We start from the raw sequence: 13,172 nt of genomic DNA, 5'->3' as shown, positions 1-13,172 counted from the left end.
ATTGAGGATTTAATCAGTCCGTGACGAGGAGTTAACTAGATTGTCGATCAGAAACTGACGAATACTCGCGCGCGTCGTCTCGTCGAGGAGCTCCAATGCGTGTCGTTTACCGGGTTTCACGTCGAGAATGACCGGTACACCGACCGCTTTGAGCGCGAGGGCCATGGCCTCCCCCTGTTCGACGGGAACAAGTTCTTTTTTTGAAATGGCGATGTAAAACGGCGGGTCGGTCTTGTCCACCGAGTACAACGGCGACGCCTCGCGGGAATTCGGGCAGTCGGTGAAGTCGGAACAGCCGAGGTATTGCAGAATAGAGGTGATCGCCGTTTTTGACGGGTCGCCGAGCAGGAGCCCGTTCTCGGTGAGGTCGACCGCCGGCGACATCGCCACGACCGCCGCGACCCGGTCGCCACTGGTGAGGCTGCCGGTGCCGTTGGTACCGATCGAGGCGGCGATGATCGCACCAGCCGAACTGCCGAACAATCCGATGCGTTCGGGGTCGATGCCGAACTCAGCGACCTGGGCGGGTTCCCGCAACCATTCGAGCGCGTCGGTGACATCGTTCACCTGGGCCGGGTAGGCGAATCGCGGGGCCAGGCGATAGTCCACCGAGAAGGCGGCGATGCCGCCGTCGGCCAGCTCTGAGCAGAGCGCGGTCATGCCGCCGAAGTCTTTCGTGCCGCTGTCGAAGCCGCCGCCGTGAATGAGGATCATGGCCGCAATGGGACTCTTCTTGCCCTTCGGCAGGCAGGCGTTCAGCAGTAGCTTCTGGCCACGGGCTGTACCGTATTGCAGGTCGTTCTGCAGCGCGACCGAGTCGCTGTGCGCGTCGGCGACTGGCGTGGTGGGGGTGGCTGAGCATCCACTGAGCAGTAGACCAGCGGCCAGCAGTACAGCGAATGCCCCGATCAGGCCAGATTTCTTCACAACAGGTCTCCGTTCAGATGAGCCCGACGCGAGACCGATGTGGTCTGGCGTTTGCGGAACGGGCTGACCCAGAGGAACGAGAACCGGCGCAGGAGCTTGGCGAGGTAGAGCGAGGCGACGAGCACGATGGCCGCGAGCAGGAACGGCAAGGCGTTGCCGGCCCGTTCGAGCCAGAGTGATTCGGCGAAGGGCGCGAGCAGCGCGAGGGCGCCGGCCACGAGGAACAGGTGCAGCAGGTAGATCTGAAAGCTGTATTGGCCGAGGGTGTTCATGAAGTTCAGCCATTTCACGCGCACGAGCAGGGTGGCCAAGGCCACGCCCATCGCCACGGCGACCGCGCTTTCGAGCAAAATCAGCCCGGGAACTCGGGAAAGGTGCAGCGGCACGAGCAGCACGGCGAGGCCGATATACGCGGCCACGAGCACGATGGCGTGCCACACCCGCACCCGAGCCGCCAAGCGGTAGACGGCGTGAGGAAAGTAGACCGCGGTGATGAAAAAGAGGAAATTGGCCGCGACGCGGTCCCAACCGACATTGTCGAGGTCGAGCACTCCCGGCGTGGTCGACAGCACGGCCACGGCACCGGCGAGCCCGATTTGCGCCGGGACCGGCAGTTTACGTAGCAGCCAGGCGAGCAGGGTGAAGATGGCCAGAGCCCAGATGAACCAGTAACTGCTCGTGGGCCAGACCGGGAGGAGTGCGATGTTGACCAGGTCGGTCGGGGATCGCTCCGTGCCGCGCAGGTGCGGAACGATGAGGTAGAAGACCACCCGGATGACCGACCAGAGCAGGTAGAGGTAGACCAGGGTGAGCAGGCGGCGACGCCAGAGATCCTTGAAGTTCCAGGTGAGCATGCGCCGGGCGGTGAGACCGGCGATGAAGAAGAACACCGGCATCGGAAAGTAGCTGAGCACGAGGCGCAGTCGCGGCGTGCTGCCGGCCAGGCCGAGGTCGTTGAGAAACAGCGACGAGTGGTAGAGCACGACGAGAATGATCGCCGCGCCCTTGGCGAAGTTGATCCACTCGCGGTTCTCCGCCCGTATCTCTTTCACAAGCGAAATGTACACGAGAAAAACTCAGTATGGAATCTCGACCTTGGTTGTCGGGCCGCTGCGGGCCCATAACCCGACCCTCACACCACGCCATTCGGCATAACTCCTGCAATTCGCGCCGGGCCCGACGGCGCACCCCCGGAAACATGCGGAAGTACGTTTCGGAGGTCAGAAATCGCAGGAGTTATGCCGGGCGTTCAACGTAGAGCGCCTCAGGAGGCGGTTCAGACGGCTACGTAGCGGGGAATCAGGTCATCGAGCAGGGCGGCCGTGTCTGGCCAGCCTTCGACGGCAACGCACTCCACGCCGAGAACCTTGACCGGGTAGTCGTTTCCGTTCTCGTCGAGGCGATCGCCGACGAACAGCATGTCGTCGAGGGTAACCCCGGTGAGGTCTGCCAGACGCTTCATGCCGTAGGCCTTGTCGATGCCCTGCCGGGTGATATCAACGGATGTCGACCCGCCGGAGCGTACCTCGAGGTCGGGCAGCAGAGCCTGCACGGCTTCCCGCAGGGCATTCTTCTTCTCGCCGGTCGGGTCCCAGGCGATTTTGGACGCAACCGGGGCAGCCTGGCCGAGCGCGGAGAAGGTGATCTGCGACCCGCGGTCTTCGAGGATCGGACCCCACGTGTCGCTTTCCCAGTACCCGAGGTCGCGGGCGGTCTGCTCGACGGCCTGGAGCGCCCGCGCCTTCTGGTCGTCGCTGAGATTCTCGGCGTACACCTGGGTCCAGCCTTGGGCGTCGCTCCGGTAGTACTGGGTGCCGCAGGTGGGCATGAGGTGCAGCCGGGCGAGCTTCTCTGCACTAATCTCGGGCAGGTTGTCGATGATCTGCGCCTGGAACTGACCGAACTGGCCGCCAGAAATGATGCAGACCTCGGTGACGCCGAGCAGCTTCACGAGCAGGTCGATCATGGTCGGGTCGAGCGCGGACTTGGACGGCGCGAGCGTATCGTCGAGGTCGAAGGCCACGAGGCGGGGAAGAGTAGGCATCAGGCCACTCTATCGGCGCGGGCCGGTTACCGGCCGGGCGCGGCGCCGGCCACGCGGGCTAAGCGAGTTGTTAGCCTGAGCGGATGCGTACTGACTTCGACCCAGAGACCCTGCCCCGCCGCGACTTCTACCGCCTGCTCAACTCGCTCGTGGTGCCGCGGCCGATTGCGTGGGTGTCGAGCCGTTCGGCCGAGGGTGTCGACAACCTGGCGCCGCATTCGTTCTTCACCGTGGCATCCGTTTCGCCGCCCATCGTGCAGTTCACCTCGGTGGGGGTAAAGGACACCGTGCGCAATATCCTCGCGACCGGGGATTTCGTGGTGAACTTCACGCCGGAGTCGCTGTTTGCGGAAGTCAACGCCACCGGCACCGATTTTGGGCCGGAGGAGAGCGAATTCGATCGCGCCGGGCTCACCCGCGAGCCGAGTGCGACCGTGGCCGCCATGCGGGTTGCCGAGTCCCCCGCGGCGATCGAGTGCCGTCTGCATTCCACGCTGTCGATGGGTGATTGCACTCTCGTTTTCGGCGAGGTGACGCACGTGGTGGTGTCGTCTGCGGTGTTGGACGGGGAGCATCCGCTCATTGAGAAGCTGCGACCGCTGTCCCGGCTCGGCCTGGACGAGTGGGGAACCATCGGCGAGGTCAAAGAGGTCAAGCGCATTCGGGCGAGCGACTGGCCGCGCGAGTTTCGGCCGCGCGAGCGCTGAGGGCCTGCCGAATCTCGCGCTGGCGCGTGCAGCATTCGACCAGCTTATGAGCGCCCCCACACACGAATGGCCGATCGAGCGGATGCCGCCCCCCGCGGCAACTAGGCGGCCGGCGGGAACAGGGCCTCCGCCAGCAGCGGGCCGAGCTGGTTGCTCGCCTCGCGCACGAAGTGCTGGCCGTCGAAGAACGCCGGGCAGGTGTTGTCGACACAGAGCCACGGCACGACGTTGACGTACTGGGCGAAGTCGCCGAACTTTTCGAGGCTCCCTGCTCGGTCGCGACCACCTTCTGGTAGAGGCTCGAGGGGCTGTAGGTGCAGTCGGCGGGGGCGCTCGTGAGGGTCTTGCACTCGGCGAACGGCGTGCTGGCCGGCGGCGGGGAGAGCACAGCGACGTGGTCGGTCGACCCCTGCACGGCCGTGATCGTGTCAGCGGTCGCGGTCTGCCACTCCGTGAGGGCTGCGACTCCCTCGTTGCCGCTGGCCAGGCGCACGATGGATCCGGCCAGGCTCGACATGATCACGAGATCGGGCGAGAGCCGCGCGACCTCGTTGTAGACCCAGGAGTGGTGGTCGTCGCAGGTGGCGGCCGAGGCGTCGGAGGCGTTCTTGGGCGCCACCGAGATGTTGACGGCCGGGCAGGAGAACATGGTCAGCGACTGCACGTTGTAGCCGAGCGGTTCGAGGGCGGCGCGGATGGCGGGCATGTAGCTGATGGCCATGGAGTCCCCGAGCAGAACTGCGGTTTTGGTGGCCGCAGGGTCGCCGTAGACGCACCCCGCGGCGTTCTTCTCGCTGACCGATAGGCAGTTGTCGTCGACCCATTCCGGGGCGCCGGAGCTGTCGCCGAGGGCGCCGAAAGCGGGGGGTGGTCGCCGGCCAGGCGGTCGACGCCAGTGCTGCGGCGATGTCGGACTGCCGCGTGGCCAAGAGGGTAGCCGGTGCGTCGGGCGTTTCGGGACCAACGTCCGCGCCGACCGGGGCCGGGTCGGCCTGGGGGGGGGTGGAGGACGTTCCGCCCCTCAGAGCGATAAACGACACCGAGACGATGACGAGGGTCACGACGACCAGGGCACCGATCCAGGCTTGGGCTGGGGTGATGCCGAAGTGGCGTGTGGTGGCGGGGCGGAGCATCCGTTCTCGCTTTCGGGTTTGGGCAGTTTCGAGCCAGAGCGAGTGGCGGATGGGGTCCTCGACGAAGTGAAAGGAGAACACCGAGAGGGCCACCATGAGTACGACGGTGAGTGGCAGGTAGACCGGTGAGTCGGTGGCGAAGACGGTGGCGAGCAGAATCACGACCGGAAAGTGCCACAGATAGAGGGAGTAGGAGATTTTTCCGACATAGCGGCTGACCGGGTGGGTCAGCAGAAACAGCAGGCGCTGTTCGGGCTGTCCGATTCCGGCGGCGATAACCAGGGCTGCTGCCCGTCGCGGGCGAAGATCACGATGAGCAAGAACGGCCAGACGAAGTAGAACTGTTCCTCGACCGCGAGCGACCAGTAATGCTGCAACGGGGAGACGGCGTTGGTGGCCTGCAGGTAGTCGGTACCGACGGCGGCGAAGTGCCAGTTGGCCACGAACAGGGCCGAGTAGACGCCGTCCCACAGGGTGCTGAAGGCGCGGGCGCCGGGCAGCAGCAGGTAGCCGATGGCCACGGTGACGACGAGTACGAGGAGCGAGACCGGCAGGATGCGGCGGATGCGGCGGCGGTAGAAGCCGACGAGGGAGATGCGGCCGGTGCGGGCATGCTCCTTGAGCAGCAGGCTCGTGATGAGAAAACCGGAGATGACGAAGAAAATGTCGACACCGATGAATCCGCCGGAGGGCCAGCCGAGCAGGTGATCGAAGATGACGACGATCACGGCGACCGCGCGCAGGCCCTCGATGTCGCCACGAAAGGTGCGCGTGGCGGACTTGCCGCCGGTGGGCCCGGCCGGGTCGGGTGCGCGCTCGTGGCGCTCCAAGGTGGACTGAACGGACATGTATAGCCTCCGACTCGGGTTTCGGAACTGGTACCTGTTCGGCCCGACTGTCGGGCACGCCTTGCGATTATGACGCAAGCTCAGCTATCGGGGCAAACCTGTCGGCCGAGTTTTACCTGATTGACACAACCTCGCCGGTGCGCGCCGACTCCTGCGCGGCAAGCACGATTTTCAGCGAGCGGATGCCCGCGGCCCCGTCGGGCTGCCCCGCCCGCCCGGCACGCACCGCGTGCACAAACTCGTTCAGGAGCAGTTCGTCGGTGTTCTTGCCGTAGCCGAGAAACACGGCCTCATCGGCCCCGACGCCGCCCACGTGCTGCGCAAACGGATCGATGTCCGCGATCCCCCGCGTGCCGACCACCTGAAGGGTCAGTCCGCCCCAGGTCGGCGCGTTGTCGGGCTGGCTCCAGGAGCAGTCGATCGTGGCGACGAAGCCGCCGGCATAGCTGATCGTGACTAGTCCCCCGGTTTCGGCGCGAACCTCGGGCTTGTCGGCGTGCAGAATGCGGTTCGACACTGCCCGCACGAACTGGGCTGTCAGCCCGGTCAGGGCATCGAGCAGGTCAGCAACGTGCACGATATGGTCGACCATTGCACCGCCGCCAGAGAGTGCCGGGTCGGTGAACCAAGCCCGGTCCCCGACCGGAATCTGACCGTTGTTCGTGCCGGTCGCCGCGAGCAGCGCGCCCAGCCCACCGGCCTGAACGAGTTCGCGCAGCCGGGCGAAGGCGGGCGAGAACCGCACCGGGTAAGCGGTCATCAGCGTGACGCCGGCCGCGTCGCAGGCGGCCTGCATGGCGAGGGCATCCGCCAGGGTCGTGGCCAACGGCTTCTCGCACAGCACGGCCGCGCCGGCCAGGGCTGCGGCTTCGACCAACGGACGGTGCCGGGCGTTTTCGCTCGTCACGATGACGGCGTCGGGTTGCCAGACGAGCAGTTCGGCGTAGCTGTCGACGTAGCTGACGCCGAGGTCGTCGGCGAGGCCCCGGCCACGCCGTTCGGCCGGCTCGTTGCCGCCGTCGGGGTCGGAGGCGCGCAACTCGACGTTCGGCATCGACTGTAGCAGTGCCGCATAGCCAGCGGCGTGCACGTGGGCGAACGACATCAGGGCTACGCGCAGGGGGCGCTCAGACAGCGGATGCTGCGGCGCGACCGCGCTCGACGCGGCTTGCCCGGACAACGAGGAGGTCGGTTGCACGGACGCGTTCGGTCGGGCATTCGCGACGGCTCTCATGCCGCCACCGTCTCACGCACGACGGACTCGCTTCGCCCGGACGCGATCGACGCGTTCGCGGCGGCGGCTAGTTCGACCGCGCGGGTGGCGTCGGCGAGGCTGACCCGCGGGGCAGGTCCCCCCAGGGTCGCGGCGGCGAACTCCCGCAGTTCGCTCAGGTACGGGCTTTCGCCCAGCGACGTGTCCGGGCGCATAGACTGCGTGCCGGCGACGGGCGCGCCGAGGTCGAAGCGGAGCGAGGCATCCGCTCGGGAATCGTGCTTCAGCACCCCGGTCGAGCCGGCGATCGAGAAGGACGTGGCGAAGGTGGTGCCGGGCGCGCCCCAGACTCCGGTGACGTAGCTGAGCGCGCCGCTTTCGTGAGTGAGCACGACCTGGGCGGTCTCGCATCCGTCGCCCACGGACTTCACGGCGTACACCTCGGTGACCTCGCCGGCGATCCAGCGGGCAATGTCGAGGTCGTGGATCATCTGGTCCAGCACGATTCCGCCGGACTGTTCCTCATCGGCGAACCAGCTCGCCCAGGTGGGAAACTCGCCGATGCGACTGAACCGCAAAATGGCCGGCTCGCCGATCGTTCCGGCGGCGACGGCGCCTCGGGCCAGGGCGTACTCGGGAAAGTAGCGCACAACGTGGGCCGGGTGCAGCTGCTTGCCGACGAAGGCGGCGAGCTCGGCGAGAGCGGCGGCATCCGCTGGGTGGAGCGCTATGGGCTTTTCGCAGATGACGTGTTTGCCGGCGCGGAGGGCGCGTTCGGCGAGGCGATAGTGCGTTGGAGTGGGAGTGCAAATGTCGACCACGTCGCACGCGTCGAGCAGCTCATCGAGTGAGCCGACCGCGGTGATGCCGTACTGCGCGGCGACCTCGGCACCGCCCTCGAGCGAGAACACGGTGACCCGCGCGCCGAGGGCGAGCCAGGCCGGAATGTGCACGTGGGTGATGCCGCCGGCACCGATGAGGCCAATGTTCACGAGAAGTCCAGACATATAAGGGGTGGTGCTACTTCGAGCCGCTGAAGGCGAGGCCTTCGACGACGCGACGCTGCAGAACAATAAAGAGGATGAGCACGGGCGCCATCGCGAGTACGCTCGCGGCCATCATGACCGGGTAATCGGTCGTGATACTGCCGGCAAGCGTCGCCAGGCCGGCCGAGAGCGGCATTTTCTCGGCGTAGGTCGTGACCACGAGTGGCCAGAGCAGGTCGTTCCACGACCATAGGGTCGTGATGATGACCAGGGCGCTGATGCCCGGGGTGGCTAGCGGAAGCATGATCTTGTAGAAGATTTGGACCGGGTTGGCGCCGTCGAGCCGGGCGGCTTCTTCGAGTTCGATCGGCAGGCCGAGAAAGATCTGCCGCATCAGGAACACGCCAAAGGCGCTGAAGATGCCGGGCAGGGCGATGCCGATGATGGTGTTGAGCAGGCCGAGGTTCTGGATGATCTGGAACTGCGGAATGAGGTACACCTGCGGCGGCACCATGAGAATCGAGAGGATGACGCCGAGAAAGATTCCACGGCCGCGAAACCGCATACGGGCGAACGCGTAGCCGGCCATCGAGCACAGCACGACCTGGCCGATCACGCGGATGACGGTGATGCCGACCGAGACGCCGAACTGGTCGAAGAACGGCAGCTTGGTGAAGACGTCGACGAAGTTGCCCCACTGCAGGTCGCCCGGCCAGAAGGTGGGCGGCACGCTCATCACCTGGTCGTTGGTGGAGAGCGAGATGACGAGCTGCCAGATGAACGGGAACACCATAATGAAGCCGATGATGCCGAGCACCAGGTGGGTGCGCACGCTGTTCGCGCCCTGCTGGGCCGGGGAGAGGGACTGTTTAGACATAGTTCACCCACTTTTTCTGCATCCGAAACTGGAAGAAGGTGACGATGCCGATCGTTACGAGAATGACCATGCCGATCGCCGCGGCATAGCCCTTGTCGTTTTGAATGAAAGCCTGGTTGTAGAAGATGTAGACCAGCGACTGGCTCTGCACCAGGGCCGGGTTGTACTGGCCCATGATGGCGTAGAGCAGGTCGAACAGCTGAAACCCGTTGATCACCGAGATGATCGTGACGAAGAACAGGCTCGGCGTCACGAGCGGCACGGTTATCGAGGTGAACTGCTTCCACTTGGTGGCGCCGTCGAGCTGCGCCGCCTCGTAATACTCCGGTGAGATGTTTTTCAGGGCAGCACCGAGAATGATGATCCCGAACCCGAGCGACGCCCACATTCCGACAACGCCGACCGAGACGATCGCGAAGCCGGGGGTCGAGGTCCAGTACGGGCCATCGATATCGACGAGCGAGAGCATCCAGTTCAGGATGCCGAAATCACCGTTATAAATCATGCGCCAGACCAGGGCGACCGCAGTGGGCATCGCGATGTAGGGCATGAAGAACAGCACGCGATAGAACGACGCGAAGCGCAGGCCGGGCTGGTTGACCAAGTTGGCCATGAGCAGCGCGATCGGAATGCCGGCCAGCACGATGACCGTGTAGATCAGGGTGTTGATCAGGGCCTGGGCCACGTTTCCGTCGGCCAGCATGGTTTGGTAGTTGTCGATGCCGACGAATTCTTCGCCGCCGAACGGGCCGGTTTCGGTGAAGCTCAGGTAGCCGGTCTGAATGATCGGCCAAATGTAGAAGCCGAGCACACCGAGCAGGGTCGGCAGCACGAACAACCACGGCCAGTAGCCGTCGAAGCTCTTTGGCTTCTTTTGCGGTGTTGTTGCTACGGGCACCGGGAGGTCGGCGGGATCACGGCTCTCGCCGACCGCGCTCCCGGTGCGCAGGGTCATTCCTTGGCCAGCGCTTCGTTCATTCGAGTGGCGAGCTCGTCAGCGACATCTTCAACGGTGCGAGTGCCGGAGAAGGCCTGCGGCAGCAGCTCGTTTTCAATCGTGGTCCAAGCCGCGGTGTCCTTCGAGATGGGGAATGGGTAGGCATAGTTGTCGGCTTCGTCGATGAACACCTCGAGGTCGAAGTGCTCGACCGAGTCGAGGAAGGCTTCGCCGGCGCCGATGAAGGCGGGGTTGGCCGCTCCCATTTCGGCCTGCAGGGTCTGCGCTTCTTCGCTGCCGAGGTAAGCCTGAAAAGCCTGTGCGGCCGACTTGTGCTCGCTGCCCGCCGAGACCACGTTGGCGAGGCCGTGGATGACAGTGGCCTGCTTCTCGTCCTGAGGCAGCGGGGCCACGTTCAGGTCGAGGGTGTTGCTTGCCGACGCGAGTTCGGCGACGCTCCAGGTGCCGGACCAGAAGAACGCGGTCTTGCTGCTGGTGAACCACGCGTTGTGAGGAGTGTCGGAGAGTTGCTGCAGGTTTGGGCTGGAACCGTCGGCAATGAGATCAGCCCAGAACTGCAGGCCGCGAATCGTGTTCGGGTCGTCGTAGCCGCTGGACGTGCCGTCTTCAGAGAGGATACTGCCGCCCGCCTGCAGAATCGTGTTGTAGTAGCCCTCCTGGCCGCCGGTCAGGCCGGTCGCGACGCCGTAGACGCCCTGGTCGGCGAGGGTGTCACTGACGGTTTTGGCGGCCGTAGCGAAGTCGTCCCAGGTCCAGGTTTCGTCGGGAATTGCGACGCCGGCCTCGGAGAGAATCGCCTTGTTATACCAGAGTGCGACCGTGTCGAAGTCCTTGGGCATGCCGTACTGCACACCGTCGAAGGAATAGAGGTCGTTGAGCACCTCGACGTAGTTGGCCGGGTCGACATCGCCGTCGTCGATGAGGTCGGTCATCGGTTCGAGCTGGTCGTTGGCGGCGTAGAGCTGAAAGTTGGGGCCGTTCATCCAGAACACGTCGGGCAGGGTGTCGCCGGACGCCTGGGTCTGCAGCTTGGTGAAGTACTGCGCCCACGGGGTGATGTCGATCTTCACCTCGATCTTCGGGTAAATCTTGTTGAACGCGGCAATGTTCGCCTCGAGCGCCGGAATCTGGTTTTCGTCCCAGATGGCGTAGCTGATCGATGCTGCCGAGTCTGCGGTGACGGCTTCATCGGATGCTGCGGGTGCCGAACACGAGGTCAGCGCGAGCGCGGCGACCAGCGCGAGCGGCGCCAGTCTGGTGATTTTTCTCATTGGGTTCCCCTGCCGTGTTTAATGGATGGTCAGGAATGTGGGTGGGTGGCGGTGCCGGTGTTGGCGTTCGAGCTGCTGCCGTTCGCGCTGGCCGCGTGGGTTGCGAGGCGGGCGCCGAAGGTGGTCGGGTCGGGCCGGGCTGATTCGGGCCGGGCGGCTTCGGCATCCGCTTCTGTGACAGGGATGGCGGGCAGGCTGAAGCGCGGCACGGCGATGTCTTTCGCGCCGTAGAGCCGCTCCGAGACGACTTCGAGGGCGCGCACGAGGCCACCGAGGGCGACGCCGGTGCGGCCGAGCGCCGAGGAGACGAGCGGCGGCTGCGTGCTGCGGGTGACCAGCAGGGCCAGTTCAGTCTGCAGCGCGCCGAGCAACACCGGCCCGGCGGACAGCCCGCCGCCGATCACGATGAGGTCGGGGTCGACGGTCAGCCCGACGACCGCGATACCGCGGATGATGCGGCGCGCGAACCGGGTGACCAGCTCGAGGGCGTCGGGGTCGCCGACCTGGGCTGCCGCGAAGACGTCTTCGGGGCTTTGGCCGAGGAACGCGCCGAGCACGCTGGTCTCGTGCACGTCCTGGTAGCCCCAGCCGGTGGATTCGAGGTCGCCGACCTCGCCGGCGGCAAAGTTGCGGCCGCGGTGCAACGCTCCGCCGAGGATGATGGCGGCGCTCACGCGGTGGCCGACCATGATGAAGACGACATCGTCGGCGTTTTGTGCCGCGCCGGCGTGCAGTTCGCCGAGGGCGGCCATATTGACATCGTTTTCGACGGACACCTGGCAGCCGAGCTGTTCACTGAGGCTCGCAGCGAGGTCGAGGCCGCTCCATTCGGGCAGTACGTTGCTCTGCAGAACGCGGCCGGAGGCATCCACTATGCCCGAAATGCACACCGTGACGGCGGTGAGCCGGCTGGCGTCGAGTTCTGCGAGTGCGCGTTTCAGGGTCGCGGCGGCGAGGGCGAGGAGTTCGGAGCCGGTGATGTCGGTCGTGATGTCGGTCGTGATGTCGTGCAGGGCGGTGGCGACGATGGTGCCGGCGAGGTCGCTGACCAGCACGGTAACCCGGTGCAGGCCGAGGTCGAGGCCGGCGACGTAGCCGGCGGAGGCGTTGAACGCGACGCGGCGGGCGGGACGGCCCTTGGCTGCGGTGGTGGTCTGCTGCTCGTGTGTGACCAGGCCGTTGGTTTCGAATTCGGCGACGATCGACTCGACGGTGGGGCGGGAGAGTCCGGTGAGGCTGGCCAGTTCGCTGACCGTGAGCACGCCGTGGTCGCGCAGGGCGCCGATGCAGGCGGCGGAATTGCGCCGGCGAAAGGCCAGCATTTCACGTTCATGCAGTGCCATGGCGGTCCCCTCACCTCGTAGGGCGAATTATGCAAGTCGTTTGCATAATTACGTCTGAGTTCAGAGTAGACACGTTGGCGCGGTGTTGTCAACGACTCGGGCACCGTTGCTGGCTGCGTCGCGCTGCAATATTCCACTCAGCAACGGCCGAATGCGGAGTGAGGGCGACCCGCTACGGAGTGCGCACGGCCGGCTGATAAAAGCGCAGCCACTCGACCGTTTGGGCCACGTGGGACGCCGCGGCGGCAGATGCCGCAGCAGGATCATGCAAGACGATTGCGTTGAAGATGGTCCGATGGCCATGGTCGCTGACGCGCCGGATTTCCGCGCCTTCCGGCAGCGCGAACAGTTGATAGGCGCGCGAACGGGCGCGAAAGACGCCCAGCAGAACGGTCAGTGTGGGGTTGCCACTGATCCGATCAATCAACGCGTGAAATTGAGCATCAAGCTCGGGGGCAATTTCGGGGTCGGCGGCGGCCTCCATGGCCTCGACCAAGTCGAAAAGCTCCGCGGTTTGCTCCGGACTTATTCGAGCAGCCGCCTGGGCCGCAGTATGCGACTCGAGGACACCTCGCAATTCGTACATGTCCAAGAGTCCAGACAGCGGCAGAAGGTCGACGGTCAGCGCCAAACTCCCCATGATTTCCTCGGGACGCAACTGAGAAACGTATGTTCCCGACCCATGCCGTGACTCGATCACGCCCAGGGCCGACAGCATGCGCACTGCTTCACGAAGAGACCCGCGCGATACGCCGAGTTCACTCAAGAGAGCGGTCTCCGATGGAAACTTCTCTCCAGCGCCGAGACGTCCGGACGCGATCATGTGACGCAATCCGTGGAACGCGATGTCTACTGCCGACATGCG

General features: G+C 65.2%; 13 protein-coding genes. 1 reads left to right on the top strand and 12 read right to left on the bottom strand.

Going from position 1 to position 13,172, the window contains the following annotated elements; genetic code table 11:
• Positions 1-9 precede the first annotated feature (9 nt).
• From CXY77_RS11285 to CXY77_RS11275, 3 genes are all read right to left on the bottom strand, one after another.
• Positions 10-927, bottom strand: coding sequence for an alpha/beta hydrolase (locus CXY77_RS11285; protein WP_104130081.1), 918 nt, complete (start codon positions 925-927; stop codon positions 10-12).
• The gene (locus tag CXY77_RS11280; RefSeq protein ID WP_158252819.1) at positions 924-1,979 is read right to left on the bottom strand and encodes an acyltransferase family protein; all 1,056 of its coding nucleotides are present in this window, start codon (positions 1,977-1,979) and stop codon (positions 924-926) included. Before CXY77_RS11280 ends, CXY77_RS11285 begins: the two co-directional genes overlap by 4 nt.
• A 224-nt stretch (positions 1,980-2,203) precedes the next feature.
• Positions 2,204-2,971 (bottom strand): HAD-IIB family hydrolase, encoded by a 768-nt coding sequence (locus CXY77_RS11275; protein WP_092339174.1) that lies wholly within the window; start codon positions 2,969-2,971, stop codon positions 2,204-2,206.
• Between the two features lie 83 nt (positions 2,972-3,054).
• Between CXY77_RS11275 and CXY77_RS11270 the strand changes: the two genes are divergently transcribed.
• Positions 3,055-3,678, top strand: coding sequence for a flavin reductase family protein (locus tag CXY77_RS11270; protein ID WP_092339176.1), 624 nt, complete (start codon positions 3,055-3,057; stop codon positions 3,676-3,678).
• Here the strand turns inward: CXY77_RS11270 and CXY77_RS20340 are convergent.
• The 9 genes from CXY77_RS20340 to CXY77_RS11220 form a co-directional block, all read right to left on the bottom strand.
• A complete protein-coding gene (locus tag CXY77_RS20340; protein ID WP_199181918.1) occupies positions 3,623-4,642 on the bottom strand; it encodes an SGNH hydrolase domain-containing protein in 1,020 nt (339 codons plus the stop codon). The two genes, CXY77_RS11270 and CXY77_RS20340, sit on opposite strands and share 56 nt — an antisense overlap.
• A gap of 396 nt (positions 4,643-5,038) precedes the next feature.
• Positions 5,039-5,659 (bottom strand): acyltransferase, encoded by a 621-nt coding sequence (locus CXY77_RS11255; RefSeq protein WP_092339180.1) that lies wholly within the window; start codon positions 5,657-5,659, stop codon positions 5,039-5,041.
• A gap of 112 nt (positions 5,660-5,771) precedes the next feature.
• Positions 5,772-6,893: a Gfo/Idh/MocA family protein gene (locus tag CXY77_RS11250; RefSeq protein ID WP_092339182.1), complete on the bottom strand. Its 1,122-nt coding sequence runs from the start codon at positions 6,891-6,893 to the stop codon at positions 5,772-5,774.
• Positions 6,890-7,879, bottom strand: coding sequence for a Gfo/Idh/MocA family protein (locus CXY77_RS11245; RefSeq protein WP_092339184.1), 990 nt, complete (start codon positions 7,877-7,879; stop codon positions 6,890-6,892). Before CXY77_RS11245 ends, CXY77_RS11250 begins: the two co-directional genes overlap by 4 nt.
• Positions 7,880-7,892: 13 nt before the next feature.
• Entirely contained in the window at positions 7,893-8,735 is an 843-nt protein-coding gene (locus tag CXY77_RS11240) for a carbohydrate ABC transporter permease (RefSeq protein ID WP_092339186.1), read from the bottom strand.
• Complete coding sequence (locus CXY77_RS11235) at positions 8,728-9,690, bottom strand: carbohydrate ABC transporter permease (RefSeq protein ID WP_092339188.1); 963 nt, start codon at positions 9,688-9,690, stop codon at positions 8,728-8,730. Before CXY77_RS11235 ends, CXY77_RS11240 begins: the two co-directional genes overlap by 8 nt.
• Entirely contained in the window at positions 9,687-10,964 is a 1,278-nt protein-coding gene (locus CXY77_RS11230; RefSeq protein ID WP_104089607.1) for a sugar ABC transporter substrate-binding protein, read from the bottom strand. The genes CXY77_RS11235 and CXY77_RS11230 overlap by 4 nt, the downstream gene beginning before the upstream one ends.
• A 29-nt stretch (positions 10,965-10,993) precedes the next feature.
• Positions 10,994-12,307 (bottom strand): ROK family transcriptional regulator, encoded by a 1,314-nt coding sequence (locus CXY77_RS11225; protein ID WP_104089605.1) that lies wholly within the window; start codon positions 12,305-12,307, stop codon positions 10,994-10,996.
• A 172-nt stretch (positions 12,308-12,479) separates the two neighbouring features.
• Positions 12,480-13,169, bottom strand: coding sequence for a FadR/GntR family transcriptional regulator (locus CXY77_RS11220; RefSeq protein WP_092339194.1), 690 nt, complete (start codon positions 13,167-13,169; stop codon positions 12,480-12,482).
• Positions 13,170-13,172 lie beyond the last annotated feature (3 nt).

It is taken from the genome of Cryobacterium sp. N21 (assembly GCF_002929575.1).
In the GTDB taxonomy this organism is placed as follows: domain Bacteria; phylum Actinomycetota; class Actinomycetes; order Actinomycetales; family Microbacteriaceae; genus Cryobacterium; species Cryobacterium flavum.
Note: the sequence above shows the minus strand (reverse complement) of the source record. Positions and strands in the feature narration are given on the sequence as shown.

Coding starts and splice junctions, on each gene's coding strand:
- CXY77_RS11220 (WP_092339194.1), bottom strand. CDS start 13,169: ATGTCGGCAGTAGACATCGCGTTCCACGGATTGCGTCACATGATCGCG.
- CXY77_RS11270 (WP_092339176.1), top strand. CDS start 3,055: ATGCGTACTGACTTCGACCCAGAGACCCTGCCCCGCCGCGACTTCTAC.
- CXY77_RS11230 (WP_104089607.1), bottom strand. CDS start 10,964: ATGAGAAAAATCACCAGACTGGCGCCGCTCGCGCTGGTCGCCGCGCTC.
- CXY77_RS11240 (WP_092339186.1), bottom strand. CDS start 8,735: ATGTCTAAACAGTCCCTCTCCCCGGCCCAGCAGGGCGCGAACAGCGTG.
- CXY77_RS11255 (WP_092339180.1), bottom strand. CDS start 5,659: ATGTCCGTTCAGTCCACCTTGGAGCGCCACGAGCGCGCACCCGACCCG.
- CXY77_RS11275 (WP_092339174.1), bottom strand. CDS start 2,971: ATGCCTACTCTTCCCCGCCTCGTGGCCTTCGACCTCGACGATACGCTC.
- CXY77_RS11245 (WP_092339184.1), bottom strand. CDS start 7,879: ATGTCTGGACTTCTCGTGAACATTGGCCTCATCGGTGCCGGCGGCATC.
- CXY77_RS11235 (WP_092339188.1), bottom strand. CDS start 9,690: ATGACCCTGCGCACCGGGAGCGCGGTCGGCGAGAGCCGTGATCCCGCC.
- CXY77_RS11250 (WP_092339182.1), bottom strand. CDS start 6,893: ATGAGAGCCGTCGCGAATGCCCGACCGAACGCGTCCGTGCAACCGACC.
- CXY77_RS11225 (WP_104089605.1), bottom strand. CDS start 12,307: ATGGCACTGCATGAACGTGAAATGCTGGCCTTTCGCCGGCGCAATTCC.